At 41.4% G+C, this 21,579-nt stretch carries 21 protein-coding genes; 12 read left to right on the top strand and 9 right to left on the bottom strand.

Annotation, left to right across the window (positions count from 1 at the left end; all coding sequences use genetic code 11):
* Window positions 1–189 precede the first annotated feature (189 nt).
* The 3 genes from ACYTXL_RS08095 (at window position 190) to ACYTXL_RS08085 (ending at window position 3,138) form a co-directional block, all read left to right on the top strand.
* Window positions 190–1,512 carry a D-alanyl-D-alanine carboxypeptidase gene (locus ACYTXL_RS08095; protein WP_461924256.1) on the top strand — a complete coding sequence of 441 codons (1,323 nt, stop codon included), beginning with the start codon at window positions 190–192 and terminating at the stop codon, window positions 1,510–1,512.
* 71 nt (window positions 1,513–1,583) lie between these two features.
* On the top strand, window positions 1,584–2,801 hold the full coding sequence (locus tag ACYTXL_RS08090) for an HhoA/HhoB/HtrA family serine endopeptidase (RefSeq protein ID WP_461924311.1): 1,218 nt from the start codon (window positions 1,584–1,586) through the stop codon (window positions 2,799–2,801).
* 55 nt (window positions 2,802–2,856) lie between these two features.
* Complete coding sequence (locus ACYTXL_RS08085) at window positions 2,857–3,138, top strand: WD40 repeat domain-containing protein (RefSeq protein ID WP_461924255.1); 282 nt, start codon at window positions 2,857–2,859, stop codon at window positions 3,136–3,138.
* Window positions 3,139–3,221: 83 nt separating this feature from the next.
* Here ACYTXL_RS08085 and ACYTXL_RS08080 read toward each other — a convergent pair whose 3' ends face one another.
* The 6 genes from ACYTXL_RS08080 to ACYTXL_RS08055 all read right to left on the bottom strand — a co-directional run bounded on the left by ACYTXL_RS08080 (window position 3,222) and on the right by ACYTXL_RS08055 (window position 8,983).
* Window positions 3,222–4,124 (bottom strand): MBL fold metallo-hydrolase, encoded by a 903-nt coding sequence (locus ACYTXL_RS08080; RefSeq protein ID WP_461924254.1) that lies wholly within the window; start codon window positions 4,122–4,124, stop codon window positions 3,222–3,224.
* An 11-nt stretch (window positions 4,125–4,135) separates the two neighbouring features.
* Window positions 4,136–4,519, bottom strand: coding sequence for an aspartate 1-decarboxylase (gene panD / locus ACYTXL_RS08075; protein WP_334909536.1), 384 nt, complete (start codon window positions 4,517–4,519; stop codon window positions 4,136–4,138).
* Between the two features lie 114 nt (window positions 4,520–4,633).
* Window positions 4,634–5,146 (bottom strand): inorganic diphosphatase, encoded by a 513-nt coding sequence (locus ACYTXL_RS08070; protein ID WP_292801822.1) that lies wholly within the window; start codon window positions 5,144–5,146, stop codon window positions 4,634–4,636.
* A gap of 450 nt (window positions 5,147–5,596) precedes the next feature.
* The gene (locus ACYTXL_RS08065) at window positions 5,597–5,785 is read right to left on the bottom strand and encodes a TLTLP motif-containing protein (RefSeq protein WP_461924253.1); all 189 of its coding nucleotides are present in this window, start codon (window positions 5,783–5,785) and stop codon (window positions 5,597–5,599) included.
* Between the two features lie 698 nt (window positions 5,786–6,483).
* Window positions 6,484–7,455 (bottom strand): Npun_F2552 family protein, encoded by a 972-nt coding sequence (locus ACYTXL_RS08060; RefSeq protein ID WP_461924252.1) that lies wholly within the window; start codon window positions 7,453–7,455, stop codon window positions 6,484–6,486.
* A 106-nt stretch (window positions 7,456–7,561) separates the two neighbouring features.
* The gene (locus ACYTXL_RS08055) at window positions 7,562–8,983 is read right to left on the bottom strand and encodes an aspartate ammonia-lyase (RefSeq protein ID WP_461924251.1); all 1,422 of its coding nucleotides are present in this window, start codon (window positions 8,981–8,983) and stop codon (window positions 7,562–7,564) included.
* Between the two features lie 138 nt (window positions 8,984–9,121).
* Between ACYTXL_RS08055 and pgsA the strand changes: the two genes are divergently transcribed.
* Entirely contained in the window at window positions 9,122–9,664 is a 543-nt protein-coding gene (pgsA, locus tag ACYTXL_RS08050; RefSeq protein ID WP_461924250.1) for a CDP-diacylglycerol--glycerol-3-phosphate 3-phosphatidyltransferase, read from the top strand.
* Between the two features lie 89 nt (window positions 9,665–9,753).
* Window positions 9,754–10,659, top strand: a complete 906-nt coding sequence (locus ACYTXL_RS08045; RefSeq protein WP_461924249.1) for a S66 peptidase family protein — start codon at window positions 9,754–9,756, stop codon at window positions 10,657–10,659.
* Between the two features lie 7 nt (window positions 10,660–10,666).
* Here ACYTXL_RS08045 and ACYTXL_RS08040 read toward each other — a convergent pair whose 3' ends face one another.
* Complete coding sequence (locus tag ACYTXL_RS08040; protein ID WP_461924248.1) at window positions 10,667–11,410, bottom strand: class I SAM-dependent methyltransferase; 744 nt, start codon at window positions 11,408–11,410, stop codon at window positions 10,667–10,669.
* Between the two features lie 329 nt (window positions 11,411–11,739).
* On the opposite strand from ACYTXL_RS08040, the gene ACYTXL_RS08035 reads away from it, so the two are divergent.
* From ACYTXL_RS08035 to ACYTXL_RS08025, 3 genes are all read left to right on the top strand, one after another.
* A complete protein-coding gene (locus ACYTXL_RS08035) occupies window positions 11,740–12,399 on the top strand; it encodes a glycosyltransferase family 2 protein (protein ID WP_461924247.1) in 660 nt (219 codons plus the stop codon).
* A gap of 10 nt (window positions 12,400–12,409) precedes the next feature.
* Window positions 12,410–13,624, top strand: coding sequence for a glycosyltransferase (locus ACYTXL_RS08030; RefSeq protein ID WP_461924246.1), 1,215 nt, complete (start codon window positions 12,410–12,412; stop codon window positions 13,622–13,624).
* A gap of 153 nt (window positions 13,625–13,777) precedes the next feature.
* Window positions 13,778–15,097, top strand: a complete 1,320-nt coding sequence (locus ACYTXL_RS08025) for an ABC transporter substrate-binding protein (protein ID WP_461924245.1) — start codon at window positions 13,778–13,780, stop codon at window positions 15,095–15,097.
* Between the two features lie 61 nt (window positions 15,098–15,158).
* Here the strand turns inward: ACYTXL_RS08025 and ACYTXL_RS08020 are convergent, their stop codons facing one another.
* Together ACYTXL_RS08020 and ACYTXL_RS08015 are read right to left on the bottom strand one after the other, a co-directional pair.
* On the bottom strand, window positions 15,159–15,782 hold the full coding sequence (locus ACYTXL_RS08020) for a hypothetical protein (protein ID WP_461924244.1): 624 nt from the start codon (window positions 15,780–15,782) through the stop codon (window positions 15,159–15,161).
* A gap of 33 nt (window positions 15,783–15,815) precedes the next feature.
* On the bottom strand, window positions 15,816–16,553 hold the full coding sequence (locus tag ACYTXL_RS08015; RefSeq protein ID WP_461924243.1) for a hypothetical protein: 738 nt from the start codon (window positions 16,551–16,553) through the stop codon (window positions 15,816–15,818).
* A 223-nt stretch (window positions 16,554–16,776) separates the two neighbouring features.
* On the opposite strand from ACYTXL_RS08015, the gene hemE reads away from it, so the two are divergent.
* The 4 genes from hemE to ACYTXL_RS07995 all read left to right on the top strand — a co-directional run bounded on the left by hemE (window position 16,777) and on the right by ACYTXL_RS07995 (window position 21,403).
* Window positions 16,777–17,838, top strand: coding sequence for a uroporphyrinogen decarboxylase (hemE, locus tag ACYTXL_RS08010; RefSeq protein WP_461924242.1), 1,062 nt, complete (start codon window positions 16,777–16,779; stop codon window positions 17,836–17,838).
* 175 nt (window positions 17,839–18,013) lie between these two features.
* Complete coding sequence (locus ACYTXL_RS08005; RefSeq protein WP_461924241.1) at window positions 18,014–18,964, top strand: NAD-dependent epimerase/dehydratase family protein; 951 nt, start codon at window positions 18,014–18,016, stop codon at window positions 18,962–18,964.
* Between the two features lie 84 nt (window positions 18,965–19,048).
* The gene (locus ACYTXL_RS08000) at window positions 19,049–19,321 is read left to right on the top strand and encodes a hypothetical protein (protein ID WP_461924240.1); all 273 of its coding nucleotides are present in this window, start codon (window positions 19,049–19,051) and stop codon (window positions 19,319–19,321) included.
* Window positions 19,322–19,804: 483 nt separating this feature from the next.
* Window positions 19,805–21,403, top strand: a complete 1,599-nt coding sequence (locus tag ACYTXL_RS07995; protein WP_461924239.1) for a B12-binding domain-containing radical SAM protein — start codon at window positions 19,805–19,807, stop codon at window positions 21,401–21,403.
* Window positions 21,404–21,579: the final 176 nt, after the last annotated feature.

The raw sequence follows: 21,579 nt of genomic DNA, 5'->3' as shown, positions 1-21,579 counted from the left end.
GAGAAATGATTGGCTGCTTGCGGCTACATATAAAAATCTAACCGCCCAGCCTAGTCTGGGCGGTTAGATTTTTGATTACTGATAAATGAGAAAAACACTAGTTATTATGACTCAAGACTGATTATCCTAAAAAAGCTTGTATATTAGCACAGGAAACAATATATCAGAATCCTAACAGAGGAATAAAACATGCTGGAATTATTGGGTTCAGGTTTGGTGTCGCTTTGGCTGGAAATGGCCGGGGTACAAATCAAGCCTCTAGATGCCTTAGATGCTTTGACTTGGCAAAGTAGCCCTGGGTTGGTTCTTGCTCCTGATCCCAATCCAGCTGGGGCGAATACGGTGCAGGAATATCTGAAAAAGCTGATAACATCAAAAGTGGTAACGCCAAATCTGGTTGAGAATCAGGGAATTTGGATGCAGTCGGGGCCGATGCTGATGGCAAATCACCAAGGTACAACACCTCTGCCTGCTGCCTCTTTAACCAAAATTGCCACGACATTAGTTGCTTTGAAAACTTGGGGGCCAGATTACCAATTTGATACTTTGGTCAGTATCACTGGGCCAGTGGTAAATGGAGTTGTGCAGGGCGATTTGGTGATTACAGGCCGTGGTGATCCTTTGTTTGTTTGGGAAGAAGCGATCGCTCTTGGTAATACTCTCAATAAAATGGGCATCAAGCAGGTAAAGGGAAATTTGATCATTAATGGCAGTTTTGCCATGAATTTCCAACGTCAGCCGATGCTGGCGGGTATGATGCTCAAGCAAATACTAAATCGTGCAACTTGGGGTCGCCCTGCTATTTACACCTACTCAATTATGCCCAAGGGAACACCCAAACCTCAAGTTGTGATTACAGGTGGGGTAAAAGTTGAGTCCCAACCAAATCCTCAACAAACTTTATTACTACGTCATCGCTCGTTGCCCTTGAAGCAATTAATCAAGGAAATGAACGTTTACAGTAACAACGATATGGCAGAGATGCTGGCAGACTCACTAGGGGGAGCAACTGTGGTGCAATCAACCGCCGCCAGCCTTGCTAGGGTGCCACAACAGGAAATTCAGTTAATCAATGGTTCTGGACTGGGCCCGGAAAATCGCATTTCCCCCAGGGCTATCTGTGCCATGCTGATGGCGATTCAAATTGAGGCATCTACTCATCAACTAAATGTAGCTGACTTGTTCCTCATGTCTGGATTTGATCACCGGGGGACACTACACTCTAGACACATTCCCCTGGCGACTGTGATCAAAACCGGTACCCTCCGCGATGTGAGCGCTTTAGCGGGAGTGATGCCCACACGCGATCGCGGTCTGGTTTGGTTTGCGATTATCAACCGGGGGACAAATGTCGGGGGTTTGCGGACTGGACAAGACCAACTCTTGCAAAGTCTTGTCAAACAATTACAACTACCTTTGACCGTTCCTGCTGCCCTCACTCCCCACTCAGTGATCAACTCTTTACCCCAGCTAGGCGCAACCAGTCGGAATGAAATCTTGTTTAAAAGTTAGGTAAAAATAACTGTATATAGATTTGTCACAACTAAGCAACAATTAGGCTTATAAGAATGTTGGCTGTGATTATGCGATTTACCAAAATATATCGGTCTCTACGTCAACTTACTACTGATGTGTTCGCGATTGCGCTCGGAGTTGTGCTAATGGTTAGTACATTCCAGGTATTACCTTCCCAAGCCAAACCAGCACCCAGTGTAATTCCTAGAGATACTTCAAAACTAATTGACCAACGGCAATCACCAACCACTGCTGCAATCGGTAGCACTAGCTTTGTCACAGCAGCAGTGAATCGTGTGGGCACAGCAGTTGTCCGTATTGATACTGAGCGGACAATTACTCGTCGCGTTGATCCATTTTCGGAAGACCCCTTTTTCCGGCGGTTTTTTGGTGACGGTTTTTCCCAACAGATGCCTTCTGAGCAGCAGTTGCGCGGTTTAGGTTCAGGTTTCATTATTGACAAGAGCGGGTTAGTTCTGACTAATGCTCATGTGGTCGATAAGGCTGATAAAGTAACAGTCCGACTCAAAGATGGCCGCACCTTTGAAGGGAAAGTTCAAGGTATTGATGAAGTCACAGATTTGGCAGTAGTCAAGATTAATGCTGGTAACGATTTGCCAGTTGCGCCCTTGGGTTCTTCCAGTAATGTCCAAGTAGGAGACTGGGCGATCGCAGTTGGTAATCCTTTGGGATTTGATAACACCGTTACCTTGGGAATTGTCAGTACCCTGAAACGTTCCAGCGCTCAAGTTGGCATTAGTGACAAACGTTTGGACTTCATTCAGACAGACGCCGCGATTAACCCTGGTAACTCTGGCGGACCACTATTAAATGGTCAAGGTGAAGTGATTGGGATTAACACAGCCATTCGCCCTGACGCGATGGGTATTGGGTTTGCGATTCCCATCGATAAAGCCAAAGCGATCGCCGTGCAACTGCAACGTGATGGCAAAGTTGCTCACCCTTATTTGGGCGTGCAAATGTTAACTTTGACACCCGATCTTGCCAAGCAAAATAACACCGATCCCAACTCTCCGATTCAGATACCAGAAATTAATGGTGTTTTTGTCATGCGAGTTGTCCCCAGTTCTCCAGCTGCATCTGCGGGTATCCGGCGCGGGGATGTAATTCTTCAAGTTGATGGCAAAGATATTACCAGTGCTGAACAATTGCAGAACTTTGTGGAAGACAGTCGTCTTGGTCAAGTATTACAGGTGAAAGTGCAACGGGGTAATCAGACACAGCAGCTTTCAATACGCACAGCTGAGTTGCAAAATGCTTCATAGGGGCGCACATCTGTTATTGATGTCAACTTAAGCATATTAGACAGTCTAGAAAAGCTTGCTCTCGTTCCCAGCCTCTGGCTGGGAATGCCCCCTGTGGGAGCTGCCGCCTCCTTTACTAGCGGCAATGACACCTGATGGCTCACTGCTTGCCGTTGGCAATGTTAACGAAATTGAAGTTTGGGATCTGGAGAATAGGCAGCAGCTTCGTGTACTGTATGGGCATCAGTCTAGGATTGACCATCTCACAATTAGCCTAGATGGGAAAACCATTGTCAGCTATGCGTTTAATGACAGTATCAAATTTTGGCATAGTAATGGGAGTTGCCGTAATCGTTAGGTTATCAAAGGGTGCGATCGCTCCAGGAATACTGGTCGCTGGTTAAGCGAGCCTTTTTTGCAGATGATGCCAACGAGTTTAAATCACTTACCAACCGCTAATACTAGACCTTCATGGGCTAGTATGGCTTGAGGAAAGGTAGATTTAACATCTACTTGAACCTGGTCAAGAAAATCATCATGGTCATCTGGGTGATGATGAGAAATGGCTAGCCGTTGAACCCCAGCATTCAGAGCTGCATTCACCGCAGCTTGCCAGAGTAAATCAGCCGAGTCATGATTGTGAGAAGTAGGGGGAGTGTAAGTGGCATTGGCAATTAGCAAGTCAACACCTTTAATAAACTGTAAAATCCGCTCTCGCTCCACTTGATCTGCATTCTGGTGCAAATCCGTGACATAAGCAACACTATACTCTTGCCAAGTAACACGATAGCCAACTGACTTCTGAGTTTGATTGATTAATGCGATCGAAATGCTGACATCATCTAGCTTTACCTCACTGTCTGGAGTTAGATTGTAAAACTGCAATTCCGACTGCATTACCTGTAAAGGGTAAGGAAAGTGTGGCTGGAGCATCTGATCATACAGGCATTGTTTGATTGAGGCTCCATTTGAGGCAGCTGTGCCGTAAATGTGAAAACAATTTTCCCCAATAAATGCGGGAGCGAAAAAGGGAAACCCTTGAATCCGATTTGCTTGGTAGTTGGTAAAAAATAAATGGGCTTCTAGTGGCTGTTGCAGTTCTTGCCAAGTTTTACCCAGTATGCGCAAGCCAGTGCCGCCATCAAAAATCAAGCGTTTCCCAGCTACACGCATTTCTACACAAGCAGTATTACTACCATAACGGTTGGTGTTGCTACTTGGGGTGGGGATCAAACCCCGTACACCCCAGAATTCCACGAGAAATTCACCTGCTGAACTACTTGGCAGGGTAGCTGACTTTTCTCTTATGTAGCTTTGGGAACCCGACAATTCAAAATTTGACATTTTCCTTGAAATTAGACCTTACTGAGCAGGTCATCGTAGCGTCGCACTTCCAATAACCTGTTTTTTTCGTCCACAATGACTACCGTCGGAGAGTAACTTTTTAACTCTTCTGGAGTGAACTGCCCGTAAGTCATTATAATCAAGCGATCGCCAATAATGCCCAGACGTGCCGCACCCCCATTTAATTCAATGACTCCTGAATGGGCTGGAGCTGCGATCGCATAAGTAATAAAGCGCTGACCGTTGGCACTATTAACTACTTGCACCTGCTCATAAGGTAAGATACCAGCTTTTTCTAAAAGGATTTCATCGATGCTGATGCTACCCACGTAGTTGATATTCGCTCCTGTGAGGGTGCAGTTATGAATTTTTGCCAAAAGGAGAGTGCGCTGCATTTTTGGTTTGGGATTAGTGGCAGTTTTTCCGATCCGTAACAAGTGAAAGTTATTAAAGTTAGGAGTTAGGAATAAAAATTCATAACTCTTAACTCTTAACTCCTAACTCTCCTATTATCCTCTATAAGCTTTGACGGATTTTTCTACTAAAGCTGCAACCTTATCCACATCTTGCCAACCGAGAATTTCAGTCACCTTTTTTTCCAAATTTTTATAACTACGGAAAAATTCGGCAATTTCATCTAAACGGTGTGGTGCTAAGTCTTTCAGTGATTTTACTTGAGTGTAGCGCGGATCTTTGTCAGGAACACAAAGGATTTTTTCATCGCGATCGCCACCGTCAATCATCTCCAAAAAGCCTATCGGTCGTGCAGCAATCACACAGCCTGGAAAGGTTGGCTCGTCAATTATCACCATACCATCTAGGGGATCGCCATCGTCAGCCAAAGTATTAGGTACAAAGCCGTAGTCATATGGATATTGTACCGAGGAATAAAGTACTCGGTCTAGAGCAAAAGCTTCTAGTTGCTTGTCGTATTCGTATTTATTTTTACTTCCGCCTGTAATTTCGATCAAAACGTTGATTATGCCTGGTTTCGGTTGGGCAGGAATACGAGATAAATCCACAAAAAACTCCTCTGATAACAGTGAATTATAGGGGCACTCAGTCAGTTTCGCTCCCCGTGTAGAATTTTAGTGCAATATGGATCTCTTCCCAAAGTATTCATTCCACACCATTGGGAAAAAGGAGGCAGTACGCAGGAGTTCTTGAATGGGTAAATTTTGAATTGATTTCTCCTCAGCCTCTTGAATTAGCCAAAAAAGCGAAAAAGCGTTGCCAAGTTTCCTCGCAACGCTTTTTATAAGAGGGTATTATGGATATCCTCGGATTTTGATTGCTGTTGGAGGCATTTCTACCCCTCTTGTGTGAATACAACTGAAATCTGGCTGTAACCCCACAATACAGATTCAGCTTATTCTTGATGAACTACATCCAAATCTCCAGAGATTATCTCAAAATCAGTTTTCTCCTTTTTTGTAGCTTTCCTACTGGTGAAATACTACCAAAAAGCTTTATCAATCTTTACTTCCTTGGAGGTTTTGGATCAGGGGTTGCTGGTTATTTTCAAGATTACTTGAAGAATAGTGGGCGATGACAAATACGGGTAGAGTGAGAGTTAACAGTGCGATCGCAGTTCCCACAATGTCTGCCAAACGTTGGGAATATGTGTCGGCAGAATTGGCAGACTGGCTATTTGAATTCATACAAAATTGAAGCTCTTCGTATACACTGTGTAGGTCTACTCTCTCATTGAGAGTCTTGATACTATTTTAGCTATCTTTAGCTGATAAAATGTCTGGTATTCTACCAGCTATACCAGTTTTACAACTGTCATAATAGCCTTTTTATAGAGGGAATTGTTAATACAAAGTTACAAGTCAACAAATCATGTTTTATTTTGTGATTAATATTTTGAGATGTTTCTCTGTATGGTGTAATGGTTCGCATACGCAAAGCCAAGTTTAACAGCATCATAAATTACATTTTTTCGCTGATTAAAGATTAATTAGCAAAATGTATTTGTCTGATACTTTATGATTATAACATCCTGCAACGCCTTTGATAAGGTCATTTTACTGAAATTGCTAATTTGTGATACAGAACACAAATTAGCAATTGCACTGATAGATATTCAGTATTTTTGATTTTTCTACAGTAGTTATACTTAAAAATATTTAACACCAAAAAAAACTGGTAGGAATGATTTTTGTAACCACTCATTACTACCGCATAAATACAGATCTCTCAACTGTCTACTACAGCATGGATTCAGTGATATCACTAAAGAAATATTTCAGAATCTAAATTTCCCAGTTTAGATAATATCACAGGAATTTTGTCAATCTATATATAGGTAGATTGACACTCCTGTTTGAATTTTGAATTGATTTCTCCCGACTTGTTACCCTCTTCCGTAAACACTCATTGGTTCCTTGATAAATCGGGTGTAAAGATGCTTAAACGTAGACTTAATTACGCGGGGCATACCAAAATCGATCGGCATCAACTTGTCTGGTAGCCGCCAATCTTCTATTTTTAATAAGTCAGGATTTAAATGCGGAAACTCGATGTCAGCAAGTTCTGGACAAACTCCTAGTCTTTGGGAAGCTGCAACTGTAGGCACTTTTTCAGGAGGAACATTAAGGATTTCTATCATTGCCCGATCTAAAGCAAATATATCTGATGCGGCTGCTAAAATACCTAGTTGGCGAGGTTCACCGTTGCTGGGGCCATTACCTTCATGACCAATGATGCCATCTAATATGGTTAAGTTAGGGTTAATTGCCCTGGCAGTTTCTACTAACATTTCACCAAATCTATTCGCGTCTTTTCCAGCTTCCATGTGCCACCAAGCTTTCATTTTGCCGGGGACGCAACCAAACAAGTTTTTTACGCCTAATGTTAATGTCAACTGCATATGTGATTTCACTTTAGGTAAATTAATCACTACGTCTGCTTCCATTGCTTCTTTAGACAGCCGCAGATGGTTAAAATTGTTACTAACGGTTTGGTAACGCTGTCCGTGAAAATCGATGATGGGAAGATTGAGTTCTTCTAAAATAGGCAGATAGCCGTTTGCCACTGCTACGCCCTTGGCACTGCCAAAAGCCGGACTATCGCCCAAAAATGGCTTACCGCCAACCTCAATTACCATCTGGGCAACTTCGTAAACTAGTTCGGCACGGGTGATACACTCTTTACGAGGACGCGTCCCTGTAAGTAGATTCGGTTTGAGTAAAACGCGATCGCCTTTTTTCACAAACGCTGCCATTCCTCCAAAAGGTTCTAGGAGAGTGGCTAAGGATTCTCGTAAAGCCTCTCGTTCGTAGGATGTAGCCCGAATGAGACTAACAGATGGTTTTTGAGTTTGCATGGATAGATAGGGGAGTGGGGAGTAAGAATTTTAGATTTTAGATTTTGGATTTTAGATTGAAATTTAATCCAAAATCTAAAATTGAATTGCCCGATACCATAACCGATTATTCTGTTCTGAGCGGCAAGATACCACTCATTTGTTCTAGATTTAAGACTGTGGCTAAGTCTGTTTCACTCATAAATCCTCGTTCTAAAACAATTTGGCGCAGGGATTTACCTGTTTCTAAAGATTCTTTGGCGACAGCTGCGGCGTTTAAATAACCGATGTGGGTATTTAGTGCGGTTACTAAAGCTAAACTGCCTTCAGCATAAGCTAAACAACGTTCCCGGTTAGCTGTAATTCCCTGGATGCAGCGTTCGGTGAGTGCGGCAATGGTATTTCCCAGAATTTCGATACTGTGAATCAAGTTATAGGCAATTAGCGGCATCATCACATTTAATTCTAATTGTCCCGCTTGTGCGGCTAATGCGATCGCACTGTCATAAGCCATCACCTGAAAACATACCATTGATGTCATCTCTGCCATGACTGGGTTATATTTCCCTGGCATAATCGAGGAACCGGGTTGCACTGGAGGCAGTTGAATTTCTTTGAAGCCAGTTTTTGGTCCCGAATCCATCAGCCGTAAATCGTGGGATATTTTAACTAAATCCTGCGCTAAGTTGCGTAAGGCACCGGAAACATTTACAAATGGTGCCATACTTTGCATGGCTGCCATGAGATGGGGTGCAGGTTCTAAAGGAGTGTTAATCAATTCTGAGAGAACTTCTACCACCCGAAAGCGATAAAGAGGATGAGTATTTAACCCTGTTCCGGCTGCACTACCTCCCAAACCCAGCACCATCAAATCACCAGAGGCGGTGTAAATCCGGTTTTGATGTTCTGTAAGGATTTGTGCCCAAGCCTGAAAATTCTCACCCAAACGCACGGGTACTGCGTCTTGTAAATGGGTTCTGCCAGATTTGACGATATCTTGAAATTCTCCAGCTTTGTTTTCTAAAGACGCGATCGCCCCATCTATTGCTGGGTGTAATGTCACAGATAATGCCAATAAACCACCAATGCGAATTGCAGTAGGAATCACATCATTGGTAGACTGCCCATAATTAACGTGATCATTGGGACTAACACGTTTGTAATTGCCCTTTTCTTCACCAAGAATTTCTAAGGCGCGATTTGCCAAAACTTCATTGACATTCATGTGGTGAGATGTTCCCGCACCCGCCTGATAAACATCTACGACAAATTGATCGCGGAATTTCCCAGCCAGGATTTCATCAGTTGCTTGGACAATCGCCTGACTAATATCTTGGGAAATGCAATTTAGTTCACCATTCACAATTGCTGTCGCTTTTTTAATTATTAGACAAGCGTCTACGTAAGTATTTAGAGGCTTAATGCCACTAATTGGGAAATTTTCGATTGCTCGTAGCGTTTGAATGCCGTAATAAACGCTACTAGAAATTTGGCGATCGCCCATCGAATCGCGTTCGATACGGAATTGGGAGTCTGTTTGTTCAGTCATAGTATATATTTTAAGAGAGCTACAGAAAACAGATTTTCCCACGCAGGCACACTCAGATACACTAATCTGCATATATTTTGCATATTTGCTTGGCTGCTTGTTGCTTTACACTTGTTAACTTTGATTTTTGAATTCCCTATGAGCATACCCAACTGGATTACTTTCTCTCGCTTATTAGGGATACCATTTCTGCTTTACGGTTTATATAATCCCACACCTCAAGCTAAGTGGATATGTTTGGCGATTTTTCTGATTGCTGCATTGACTGATTGGTTAGACGGCTATTTGGCGCGGAAACTCAACCAAATTACTGACTTGGGTAAATTTCTTGATCCCTTAGTGGATAAATTGTTGGTACTTGCGCCGTTGATAGTTTTTATTGAACTAGGAAAAGTGCCAGCTTGGGGAGTGTTTTTGATTTTAGCGCGGGAATTAGCGATCGCAGGTTGGCGAGTGAATCAAACGACAATTACCGGGGCGAATATTTGGGGTAAACTCAAAACTGTTAGTCAAATAGTTGCGATCGCGCTTCTGATTGCACCTTTACCCGAAGTGTGGCAAATTCACTCTCTGAGTGCCTTTTGGGTTTCTGTCGCCTTAACTTTAATATCGGGGGCAATTTACCTGATACCGCAAAATCCAACTAAGGAAAATACACAGTTAGATACAAAGCGAATTTAAAATAAAACCACTGTGGCGATCGCTTTGAAGGAGGTTATGGGTTATAGTCTTTATTCTTAACTCCTAACTTTTCACTCCTAACTTTTTTCATGCCATCCACAATTTTACCACCGCCTCTGAAACCTGGTGACTTACTACGAGTAATTGCCCCTAGTGGTGCTTTGCGAGAATTTGAGGCATTTGGGCGGAGTGTAGAAATTTGGCGATCGCGTGGTTATCGAGTAGAGATCAGTCCACAGATAGATGACAAATGGGGTTATTTTGCTGGGACAGATGAAAACCGCCGTCAGCAATTAGCAGCAGCATGGCAAGATCCTGATTGTCGTGGTATTCTCTGTGCCAGAGGCGGTTTTGGCAGCACCCGCATCTTAGAAGATTGGAATTGGCAACACAACTCAGCACTTCCCAAGTGGTTAATTGGCTTTTCTGATATCACAGCTTTATTATGGAATCTTTATACAGCAGGAATTTCTGGTGTTCATGCCCCTGTGGTGATCACCTTGGCAGATGAGCCAGATTGGTCAATTGAGCGATTATTCAATTGGGTGGAAGGTCGCCCTCTCGCCCCTCTCAAAGGTTTTGGTTGGGGTGGTGGCGTGGTTAATGGCACTTTGTTACCAGGTAATCTCACCGTGGCTACTCACCTTTTGGGTACACGAATCCAACCAAAACTTGATGGTGTAATTCTGGCATTGGAGGATGTTACAGAAGCACCTTATCGCATCGACAGGATGCTGACACAGTGGCGTTTGAGTGGTGCTTTATCTAAAGTCTGTGGTATTGCTTTGGGCGGTTTTACTCGCTGTGAAGCGCCGCCAAGTGTGTCTAGCTTTAGTGTAGAAGAAGTATTGCGCGATCGCTTGGGCGATTTGGGTATTCCGATTGTCTCCGATTTGCCTTTTGGCCATGATAGTCCCAATGCGGCATTACCAGTCGGTGTAGAGGTGACATTAAATGGGGACGCGGGAATATTAGCGATCGCGCATCCGCATTAAGTTCAACTCAATTCCATTTACGGTAGCAACGAGATGTGCTGTAATAAGGGTGAAAAATTTCTAAGAATTTGCTCTGAATCGTCCTGTAGAAAGTTTCTACTACTTGAGGGTCATCAATGTGAAAAGGGTAATCTTGATTAAAGCCTTTAAAAAAATACCAGTTCAGGATAGTTTTACCTTCAGGTGTCAATGCTTGATGGAACTTTAATAACTGCTGGGTGGGATCTGACAAATGCTCTAAAACATCAAAAGAAATGATTGTATCAAAAGTCTCTTTTTCGGGCATTTCCAAGCAAAAACTCATTTTATGGCTCAACCCCATCTGTTCAGATCGATAACGTACAAAGTCATGATGAATGGGATTAATATCACAATAGATTACTTGTTCAACCTGTGGACACAGAGCAGCATTAATTGCATGAGTGCCAATTCCACCACCAAAATCTAACACCCGACCTTTGGCATAATCTACAATCAAATGTAGGGTATTTTCAATATTTTGACTTTCTTTTAGATGCCAAGCTCCCAACTCAAATAAATAAACCTCTCCCACCTGGTCACGATAAAAATCCCTTGCTGTCTCCCAATTAAAATCTTTATGGCCTAACTCGACCATTTCTTCCTTTCCTGCCGCTAATCTTTTTTCTAGTGTTTCTGAATCTAAATGCAAAAATTCCTGTAAATGTTGTTTTAAGTTAAATGAATTTTGCCAATAATCACTTAAGAATGCTGGAGCAGGATGCTTAACCATAAATTTAACTATTTTAATCGATTCAATAGTCTATATTTTAAACTAAATCAATCTTTTCTAATTACTTTTTTGAAAAATCTAAATTTTAATAATTGATGCAATCCCGAACCAACAAGTCTCCCACCACCCTTAGAAGCGGATGATTTCTGGCACAATCTGTTAATAACATCACCAACCGATCAATCCCAAGTGTTGCGCGATCGCTTGGGTGACACAAATTATGGCATATTGAATATCAGCGAATAAATCACAAATAGCATTATTATTGTAATGTGATTTACGCAGTGCAAACTCTCTTGAAATAGTTTTAAATATTACATAACATACTTATGGTCTCCATCCTATTTGACTTAAATCCTGAAATTTCAGTTATCCTTTGTACCTACAACCGAGAAGAATACTTAAGTAATTGCATCAATAGTGTTGTTAATCAAACTTTTAAAAATTGGGAACTGTTGGTAGTTGATGATGGTAGCCAAGATAATACTTTTGAAATTGTCAATCCCTATGTGCAAAAATTTAATAATATCCGTTATTTGAAACACCAAAATAAAAAATTAGGTTACTCTAAAAACACCGGAGTTCAAGCATCATTTGGCAAATATATCACATTTATTGACAGCGATGATACATATAAACCCAACCATCTAGAGTCGCGGCTTGAATATATGCAAGCTAATCCAGAAATTGATTTGATTGAAGGAGGATTTTTTTCTGAAGAAGAGATTTTTGTGGCCGATTATTTTCAACCTGGTCAAATAATTAATCTGCGTGAATGTGTTTTAGGTCCTACGTTTTTTGGTACAAGACGAGTATTTTTTGAATTGCGGGGATTTAAGAATATTTCCTATGGAGAAGATACAGATTTTTGGAAACGAGCAGACAAAATTTTCAAAATTAAAAAAGTCACACAACCGCAAACTTACGTTTATACAAGAGCAGAATCAAGCATTACCAAGGATGTTTTAGAACACCGCTCATTAACCTAAAAAATTCAATTTGGTTTATCTTGATTCACAAAATATAACGCTACCTACAACTATGCATATTTGTCATATAGTTTTGAATAACATTGGTGGAGCGCCTAAAGTTGCTAATTCGCTCATTTGTTCCCAGACTAAAGCTGGCTATCAAGTCTCTACTGTGGTTCTTACTTTTTTAAATTCACAGTGGATATTATCTTTTCAAGCTGCCCAACAAGTGATTATTATGAAAGTTGCAGGTACTTCATTTAGTATCGGGGGAATAATGCACCAAATATGGGTAGCAATACAATTAAATAAAGTCATTACTGAACAAAAACCAGATATTATTATTTGTCATAGTGCATTTCTCACTAAGCTATTTTATATATCTCAATTAGTTCCTGGAAGTTTATCTGTGCCATACATTAGTTATATCCACAGTGATTATATTTCTGAATTACAAATTGAACGTGAAAAAAACCCCATCAGTGCATCCATCCAAAACTTATCTATAAGTACTACTCGCTGGATTGATTTGCGTGCTATTCAACAAGCTAGTGGATTAGTATTTGTTTGCAAGGCTCTTTATGAAAGATTCTCAAATTTTGATTTAAATGAGCGTCCAATACTGATATCCTACAATCCAGCTATAGATGATATGAGTAACCAACCTCTTCATCCTATAGCTGATTATTGGTTAAAAAATTCTCAACTAATTACCTTTGTATGTGCTTCTAGATTTCACCATCAAAAAGACCATACAACTTTACTCAAGGCATTTGCTAAAGTTAGTAAAAATCATTTAAATATCCGGCTAATTTTGCTAGGAGACGGTGATTTAGAGATAGAAATGCAAGCTCTAGCAAATTCTTTAGCCATTAGTGAAATTGTTCTCTTTGCGGGATCTGTCACCAATCCTAGAGCTTACTTTTCACAGTCTAGAGCAGTTATACTTGCCTCTCATTTTGAAGGATTTGGTATGGTTCTGGTAGAAGCTGTAGCCAGTGGGGTAACGTTTATTGCCACTGATTGCCCAGTTGGTCCCCGTGAGATTTCTGAAGTATTTAAATGTGGAACGATAGTACCACCAAGTGATGTAGATGCATTAGCAAAAGCTATTATTGACTATGTAGAAACTCCTCAGCAGAAGATTGATCGCTCTGAGCAAATTGCACAATTATTTAGTGAAACTAGCTGTGCTAACAAGTTAGAAGGTTTGATACAGCAAGTTGTTTCTCAAAGAGCGTGATTAGTTATACCAATTCTGTATGAAGATGCACAGAATCATCTGCCTGAAATCCTTGCTAGATAAAAGGACTATTCTATGCAGGCTCACATAGAATTGGTATTAGGAATAATGATAATGTGCTAGATTACCTATCTTTATGTCTAAAGACTTTGTATGAATATTAATTTTCTCGCTGACAAAATTAGAGATTTTTGGCGGTCGTTGATCAATTCTACTTGGCAGCTTTTGCTTATAGGAATTATTCTCAGTTTGTCTCTGATATTTTTATCTAGTTGTCAAGGGATAAGACAAAAGGAAGATGGGGTAATTCATCTGACACTATGGCAAGCTATTAATCCCCCTGCAAATCGAGATATATTTCAAAAGCTAGTAGATAAATTTAATCAGACTCATCCTGATATTCAGGTAGAGTCTATCTTTGAGAGTGAACCTCAATTACCAAAATTATTAACATCAGTGGTTGCTAATGTGCCACCAGACCTCCTGTCATTCCACCCTGAATATACAGGTCAATTTGTGGAATTAGGGGCAATTCGACCTTTAGAAGATTGGTTAAACAAATTACCATTGAAATCAGATATCAGACCTAATCTACTGGAAGAAATGCAGTTAGGTGGTCATATCTGGTCAGTACCAATGCACACTAGCAATATTGGTATTTTCTACCGCCCTAAGCTTTTTGAAGCTGCGGGAATCACAGAAATACCCAAGACTTGGGAAGAATTGCGACAAGTTGCCAAAAAATTAACTATAGACCGCAATGGCGATCGCCGACCTGAGCAGTATGGAATATTACTGCCTTTAGGAAAAGGAGGATGGACTGTATTTAGTTGGTTCCCGTTTTTATTTGGTGCTGAAGGGGAGATTGTAACTAATAATCGCCCCAATTTAACTAATGCGGGTGCGATCGCAGCCTTAAAATTTTGGCAAGGACTGATAAAAGATGGTTCAGTATTGCTTTCCGCCCCAGAACGAGGTTATGAAGAGGATGCTTTTCTTACCGGTCGTGTTGCAATGCAGATCACAGGCCCTTGGACGTTAATCATGAAATCTGACGTTGATCATCAGGTATTACCCATACCAGCAGGTGTGAAAGCTGCTACAGTCACAGGTACTGGAAATTTTTTTGTGATGAAGACCACACCAGCAAGAGAGCAAGCGGCATTCAAATTTTTGGAGTACGTTTTGAGTGAGGAATTCCAAATAGAATGGAGTATGCGGACGGGTTTTTTGCCAGTTACTTTCAAATCTGCTCAAAGCAAAGCTTATCAGCAATTTATCAATGAAAAACCAGTGTTAAAAGTGTTTTTTGAGCAAATGCCTGTGGCACGTTCTCAACCGACGATTGCTGGATATAGTCGTATTTCTGACAGTCTTGGTCGAGCGATCGAAGCTACATTGCTAGGAGAGTCTCCCGAAAAAGCCCTCAAGACAGCACAAGAGCGTTTAGAGATGATTTGGGATGACAAATAAATGGGACTGGGTATTGGGGAACTGGTGCTATCTTATCGAGTGCAGTGGCTTGAGTACATAATTAACTACTAGCATTGTTAAGAATTCCTACAAGCACTCGCACTAATTCTTCCAAACCTTCCGGGACGCGATAAAGTTTGATATCTTGCACGACCCGTTTATCTTGCCGATAAAATATTCCAAATCGCCAATCTTCTCCATTTGTTACAGCACCATACAATGTTGGTGTTTGAGAATCTGTCCATTGGTCGAGTGCAATCAATTCAATTGCAAGTTGAGTAAACCCCCGGCTTAAATCGGATTGCTTGGCTTCAACTACTAACAGGGAATTGGAAGATGAAATATAGTAATCAAAACTTCCTTTGAGTTGTTCGCTAACATTAATAGGGTACTCAATGTTCAGCTGAGTTTGTGTTTGGTCGCAAATTTCCAACAAAATAGGAGCAATTAAAACTTCACGTTTTGCAGCTTCACTGATAGGGTTGACGCGCATAATATTACGCTGTAGGTAACGCTGCAAAAACTCTAAATAGTCAACTACGCCTGAATATTGTGGTAGTTGTAGCGATGCGCGTTCGTAACTACATCCCAGTTCCGCCAAGATGTCTGCTGGCGCATAGGGTAATTCAAAATACTTGCTAAATGTATAACTTTGACCAGGTTGGAGAATGCGTGGGCGAGTCATAAACATTAAGGTTATGGAATATATCGATAAAAGTCAGGGAGAAACTCCAGTTTTACGATGTAAATTTCTTTTCAATGTACACAAGCCAATTGCTGGTATGGCTCCTAGAGTTACTGCTGTAAATAATTGTCCACTCCAATATAATATGGGAGTACGGTAGGTTTCTGGAATCAAATTTTGGACAACAAAAAGCAACCAAACCAAAATAGTGATTAATAAGAAAGAGATTGAGGGTAAAAAATTCCACCACCAAACGCCAGATGTATATCGCCTCAATACCAGCCATTGGCAAATCCCCAGCCAAATTCCAGAAATTATATATGCGATCGCAGATAAAAATCCCAAAATCAAAGTTTCTTCAGGAGATGATGAGACAATGGTTGAAATGTACTTAATCCAAGTTGTAGAAACACCGTTGGCAATCAGCCAACCTAGACTAGTAGCAAATATCCACTGCCAACCCGGTAAATATCGGTAAAGGATCAGGCTTTGGTCAGCTGCGAAAATCACAGCAAATATAAGGTTACTGAGATTTCTAACCAAAATGCTCCATGTTTGTGGTTGGATAGCAACGCCAGTTGAGAGACTTAGGAGAATAATTTTCTCTAAGGCGATACTGACAACGCCACCCACAACCCATCCAATAAGAGTCATTAAGGTAAACTGAATAAAGAACCTCTGTCGCTGCGATCGCGGAATCAAAAACTTTCCTGGGTTAGGCTCGTTATTAGCAGATGCAACATGATCGGGACTGTTAGAGTCAGTTTGCATATAAAGTTGGGAGAGTGGAGAGTAGGGAAAACAGACAAGAGTAACGAAATTCTTTTATATTCCAATTTCTTTGTTGATTCTTGTTTTATCCCATTTTTTAGTTCCGACTCCCCCTTGCCGTGAAGCGACTAGGGCTTTTGCTGACAACTTGCTGAAAAAGCGTAATCCCAGAATGATAAGCTAAACAGTGGCATAAAAATTGTGACTTAGGATGAAGTAATAAATGGGTGTTTCTTCAACGACTCCTCATCTCTTACGGGCTGCTCGTGGTGAAGTAGTAGATCGTCCCCCTGTATGGATGATGCGACAAGCGGGACGATATATGAAAGCATATCGAGACTTAAGAGAGAAGTATCCTTCATTTCGCGATCGCTCGGAAATTCCAGAAGTAGCAATTGAAGTTTCCTTGCAACCGTGGAGAGCCTTCCAGCCAGACGGAGTAATTTTATTTTCTGATATCGTCACCCCATTACCTGGTTTGGGCATTGACATGGACATCGCCGAAGGTAAAGGGCCAATCATTCACTCGCCCCTCCGCACAATTGAACAAATTGATCGCCTGCGTCCTTTAGAACCAGAAGCATCTCTACCATTTATCAAAACAATTTTACAGACGTTGCGCTCCGAAGTAGGCGATAAATCAACGGTTTTGGGTTTTGTGGGTGCGCCGTGGACGTTAGCAGCTTATGCAGTTGAAGGAAAAGGTTCTAAAACCTACTCGATTATCAAAAATCTGGCATTTTCAGAGCCGGCGATACTGCATCAATTATTAGCTAAATTAGCAGATGCGATCGCCATCTATGCCCGTTACCAAATCGATTCTGGTGCTCAAGTTGTGCAAATGTTCGATTCTTGGGCGGGTCAGTTGAGTCCTCAAGATTATGATACCTTTGCTCTCCCCTATCAGCAGAGAGTTTTCCAGCAAGTCAAACAAACCCATCCCGATACACCTTTGATTTTGCTAGTTAGCGGTAGTGCGGGTGTGTTGGAAAGAATGGCCCAATCTGGCGCTGATATTGTCAGTGTAGACTGGGCGGTGGATATGGCAGACGCACGAGCCAGATTAGGCAAACAAGTCAAAGTTCAAGGAAATCTTGATCCAGGCGTACTATTCGGCTCTAAACAGTTTATCCGCGATCGCATTCTCGATACCGTTCGCAAAGCTGGCAATTGGGGTCACATTCTCAATCTCGGTCATGGTGTCTTACCAGAAACGCCAGAAGAAAATGTTGCTTTCTTCTTTGAAACCGCAAAGGAACTTAATCTTGCAGGAGTTAAGGCTTGAGAGTGAGGAGTTATGAGTTAGGAGTTATAAACTATAAAGTTATCAGTTACGAGGTGCAAAGTTATTTTTTACTCCTCACTTCTAACTCCTAACTTTATTTTTAACTCCTGATTCGGAACTTTTAACTTTATTTTTAACTCTTTAGTTTTAACTGCTAACGTTTGATAAATTCTCTATGAGCCAGAAACGGATTTTAGTGACTGGTGCAAGTGGTTGTATAGGTCATTATTTAACAGAAGCCTTAATTAAGGAAACAGATCACGAACTGTATCTGTTAGTTAGGAACCCAAGTAAACTGCAAGTTGATACCAAGGCACGTTCAGGTATCAACGTTTTGCAAGGTGATATGCAAAATATTCACCAGTTTGCCGATTTGCTATCTACGATTGATACGGCGGTACTCACAGCCACAGCTTGGGGTGGTGATGAGACATTTGATATTAATGTCGTCAAGACTATAGAGTTGCTCGAACTACTAGATCCAGAACGTTGCCAGCAGGTGATTTATTTTTCGACAGCTAGCGTTTTGGATCGCTACAATCAACCATTAAAAGAAGCTGGGGAAATTGGGACAGATTACATCCGTTCTAAATATGAGTGCTTACACCAAAAAGAAAAATTAGCGATCGCACCCAAAATTACCACACTATTTCCGACTTTAGTAGTGGGCGGTGATGCCAATAAACCCTATTCTCACCTCACATCTGGCATTCCAGAAGTTACGAAATATATTAATTTGATTCGCTTTTTGGAAGCAGATGGCAGTTTTCACTTCATCCACGGACGAGACATTGCGACTATCGTGCAATATTTAATTGATCATCCTCCCGAAAATGATCAACCACGTCGGTTTGTTTTAGGTCAGCCACAGTTAACAGCTAATCAAGCAGTGGAAGAAGTTTGTGCTTATCTGGGCAAAAAGATTTCCTTTCGCATTCCCATATCTTTAGCATTGGCTAATTTAATTATCGTTATGTTCCGTATTCAGATGGCCGCTTGGGATCGGTTTTGCATGAACTATCGGCATTTCACCTATGAAAAATTCATCAATCCCGATAGTTTCGGCTTACCAAATTATTGTGCAACCATGAGTGATGTTTTAAAAATCAGTGGTGTTAAACGTTAGCCAGTAAAGGAGTTTATGCCTTCCTGGTTTGATAAGGCGAAAAATAATCAGCATTGACTTACGAGTAACTTATTAGGTAATGTGATGATCGTTACTGTTGTGCGATCTAGAGGCAACATTCGTTGGTTTCGGTCTGATATAGATATCTGGATACTTGACTGGAACAAGTGGCGGGATGAATTTTTAAATGCTGGTTATGAGGTTCCAAAGCTAGATGTTTCTGAAAGATTTGGAATTACTGTAGTTAACCAAGAGACTGCGGAAAGATTTCTATCAGCAGTTTCGATATTCGAGATATCTAAGAATAATTTGTACACCGAATTGCTTACCAGTTATACAAATGCAAAATCATGGTAGGATGTTTCCGATCTATTCCCGACAGTATTTGTTGATTTTGATAAAAATCGGGTTGGTGCATTTTATTTTGAAGGACCTGGGATAGAGAGGTATGTTCCAGATGGATAGATTGGAGAGTTTGTAGACTTTGCTAATACCTACAACGAAGACGTATTTCCATCTAGCGAGAAATTTTGGATTTCAGATGGTTTTGACATACTTAAAATCCTTAACGAGCGAGGTAGTATGTTGAATGGTACATAAATTAGATTGGTACTAATTTTTTGACTTGAGGCAGACGCAATGAGGTTTTAATACAGACCACTCGTAGGGGCACAGCATTGCTGTGCCCCTACCATCTGTTGCATCCAAACGAGAACTGCTATAGTTACCCATTTGAGGTAAAAATATCAATGTTAAAATAAAACAACTTTAAGAAAAAGTCAATAACTCTTTATTTTCGTTAGAGTGGGATAACAATCAAAGTGTGAGGATTGATACTACATGCGAATCTTGTTAGTGTATCCGATATTTCCCAAAACCTTTTGGTCTTATGAAAAAATCTTAGAGTTAGTCGATCGCAAAGTTTTATTACCACCTCTGGGTTTAGTAACAGTAGCCGCGATTCTGCCCCAAGAATGGGAATTTAAACTAGTCGATCGCAACATCCGCCCAGCAACAGAAGCAGAATGGGCATGGGCAGATGTAGTCATCCTCTCCGCGATGATTGTCCAGAAACAAGATTTACTCGACCAAATCCAAGAAGCAAAAAAACGTGGCAAACTAGTCGCAGTTGGCGGTCCCTATCCCACCTCTGTACCTCATGAAGTTGAAAATGTTGGCGCAGATTTTCTGATTTTAGATGAAGGGGAAATTACGCTACCCATGTTTATTGAGGCAATAAAAAGGGGAGACACATCTGGCACTTTCCGCGCCACAGAAAAACCTGATGTCACAAGCACACCAATACCCCGCTTTGATTTATTAGAATTGAATGCCTATGACATGATGTCGGTGCAGTTTTCGCGCGGGTGTCCCTTCCAATGCGAATTTTGCGACATTATTGTTCTCTACGGGCGCAAACCCCGCACCAAAGCCCCAGCACAACTGTTAGCAGAATTAGATTACCTCTATAAATTGGGTTGGCGGCGGGGTGTGTTCATGGTGGATGACAACTTTATTGGCAACAAGCGAAATGTGAAATTGTTGCTGAAAGAGTTAAAAGTCTGGATGGCAGAACACAAATATCCTTTCCGATTTGACACTGAAGCTTCAATTGACTTAGCAGAAGATGCAGAAATGTTGGAGTTGATGGTTGAGTGTGGTTTCTCGGCGGTGTTTTTGGGAATCGAAACGCCGGATGAGGATAGTTTGCAAATGACCAAAAAGTTTCAAAATACTCGTAGTTCCCTAACTGAGGCAGTAGAAACCATCACTAAAGCGGGATTGCGCCCAATGGCTGGGTTTATTATCGGCTTTGATGGCGAAAAAGCAGGTGCAGGCGATCGCATTGTCCGCTTTGCAGAACAAGCAGCAATTCCCTCTACAACCTTTGCGATGTTGCAAGCGTTACCAAATACCGCGCTTTGGCATCGCCTGAAAAGAGAAGGACGACTACGGGAAAATCAAGATGGCAACATCAACCAGACAACATTGATGAACTTTCTCCCCACCCGTCCCCTAGAAGAACTTGCCAGAGAATATATTGAGGCATTCTGTACTTTATACGACCCAGTGCAGTACTTAGATCGTACCTATCGCTGTTTCTTAATGATGGGTTTGCCGAGTTGGAAAGCGCCAGCAAAAATGCCAGAGTTAGTAGTTGTGAAAGCGCTGCTGACTGTGATTTGGCGACAAGGCATCAAACGAGAAACTCGTTGGAAGTTCTGGCATCATTTGTTCAGCATTATCAAGCGTAATCCTGGAGTTGTTGAGCATTATATTGCCGCTTGTGCCCACAACGAGCATTTTCTAGAGTATCGCCAAATTGTGCGCGATCAAATTGAAAGTCAGCTTGCAGAATATCTAGCGCAAGGTGCAGAAAAGCCATACGTGCTAGTTAAGGAAAAAGTAGAAGAAAAAGCTGAAGCGGTAGTCAGTTAAGGGTGGTAATGGGTAATAAACCACGTCTATTTTGAAACCTGTAGTTCTTCGGTGGTCAAAAGGATTTGCCTTCATCCCCCAACCCCTTCTCGCAGATTTGGGAGAAGGGGAGCCAGAATTTCAAAGTCCCTCTCCCAGATATGGGAGAGGGATTTAGGGTGAGGGCAAAAACTACG

It is taken from the genome of Nostoc sp., from assembly GCF_054880495.1.
Note: the sequence above shows the minus strand (reverse complement) of the source record. Positions and strands in the feature narration are given on the sequence as shown.

What these genes read in the sequence shown, in the direction of transcription:
- ACYTXL_RS07995 (WP_461924239.1), top strand. Translation starts at nt 19,805, where the DNA reads ATGCGAATCTTGTTAGTGTATCCGATATTTCCCAAAACCTTTTGGTCT.
- hemE (WP_461924242.1), top strand. Translation starts at nt 16,777, where the DNA reads ATGGGTGTTTCTTCAACGACTCCTCATCTCTTACGGGCTGCTCGTGGT.
- ACYTXL_RS08090 (WP_461924311.1), top strand. Translation starts at nt 1,584, where the DNA reads ATGCGATTTACCAAAATATATCGGTCTCTACGTCAACTTACTACTGAT.
- ACYTXL_RS08015 (WP_461924243.1), bottom strand. Translation starts at nt 16,553, where the DNA reads ATGCAAACTGACTCTAACAGTCCCGATCATGTTGCATCTGCTAATAAC.
- ACYTXL_RS08040 (WP_461924248.1), bottom strand. Translation starts at nt 11,410, where the DNA reads ATGGTTAAGCATCCTGCTCCAGCATTCTTAAGTGATTATTGGCAAAAT.
- ACYTXL_RS08035 (WP_461924247.1), top strand. Translation starts at nt 11,740, where the DNA reads ATGGTCTCCATCCTATTTGACTTAAATCCTGAAATTTCAGTTATCCTT.
- ACYTXL_RS08045 (WP_461924249.1), top strand. Translation starts at nt 9,754, where the DNA reads ATGCCATCCACAATTTTACCACCGCCTCTGAAACCTGGTGACTTACTA.
- ACYTXL_RS08020 (WP_461924244.1), bottom strand. Translation starts at nt 15,782, where the DNA reads ATGACTCGCCCACGCATTCTCCAACCTGGTCAAAGTTATACATTTAGC.
- pgsA (WP_461924250.1), top strand. Translation starts at nt 9,122, where the DNA reads ATGAGCATACCCAACTGGATTACTTTCTCTCGCTTATTAGGGATACCA.
- ACYTXL_RS08005 (WP_461924241.1), top strand. Translation starts at nt 18,014, where the DNA reads ATGAGCCAGAAACGGATTTTAGTGACTGGTGCAAGTGGTTGTATAGGT.
- ACYTXL_RS08060 (WP_461924252.1), bottom strand. Translation starts at nt 7,455, where the DNA reads ATGCAAACTCAAAAACCATCTGTTAGTCTCATTCGGGCTACATCCTAC.
- ACYTXL_RS08055 (WP_461924251.1), bottom strand. Translation starts at nt 8,983, where the DNA reads ATGACTGAACAAACAGACTCCCAATTCCGTATCGAACGCGATTCGATG.
- ACYTXL_RS08065 (WP_461924253.1), bottom strand. Translation starts at nt 5,785, where the DNA reads ATGAATTCAAATAGCCAGTCTGCCAATTCTGCCGACACATATTCCCAA.
- ACYTXL_RS08080 (WP_461924254.1), bottom strand. Translation starts at nt 4,124, where the DNA reads ATGTCAAATTTTGAATTGTCGGGTTCCCAAAGCTACATAAGAGAAAAG.
- ACYTXL_RS08000 (WP_461924240.1), top strand. Translation starts at nt 19,049, where the DNA reads ATGATCGTTACTGTTGTGCGATCTAGAGGCAACATTCGTTGGTTTCGG.
- ACYTXL_RS08095 (WP_461924256.1), top strand. Translation starts at nt 190, where the DNA reads ATGCTGGAATTATTGGGTTCAGGTTTGGTGTCGCTTTGGCTGGAAATG.
- ACYTXL_RS08025 (WP_461924245.1), top strand. Translation starts at nt 13,778, where the DNA reads ATGAATATTAATTTTCTCGCTGACAAAATTAGAGATTTTTGGCGGTCG.
- panD (WP_334909536.1), bottom strand. Translation starts at nt 4,519, where the DNA reads ATGCAGCGCACTCTCCTTTTGGCAAAAATTCATAACTGCACCCTCACA.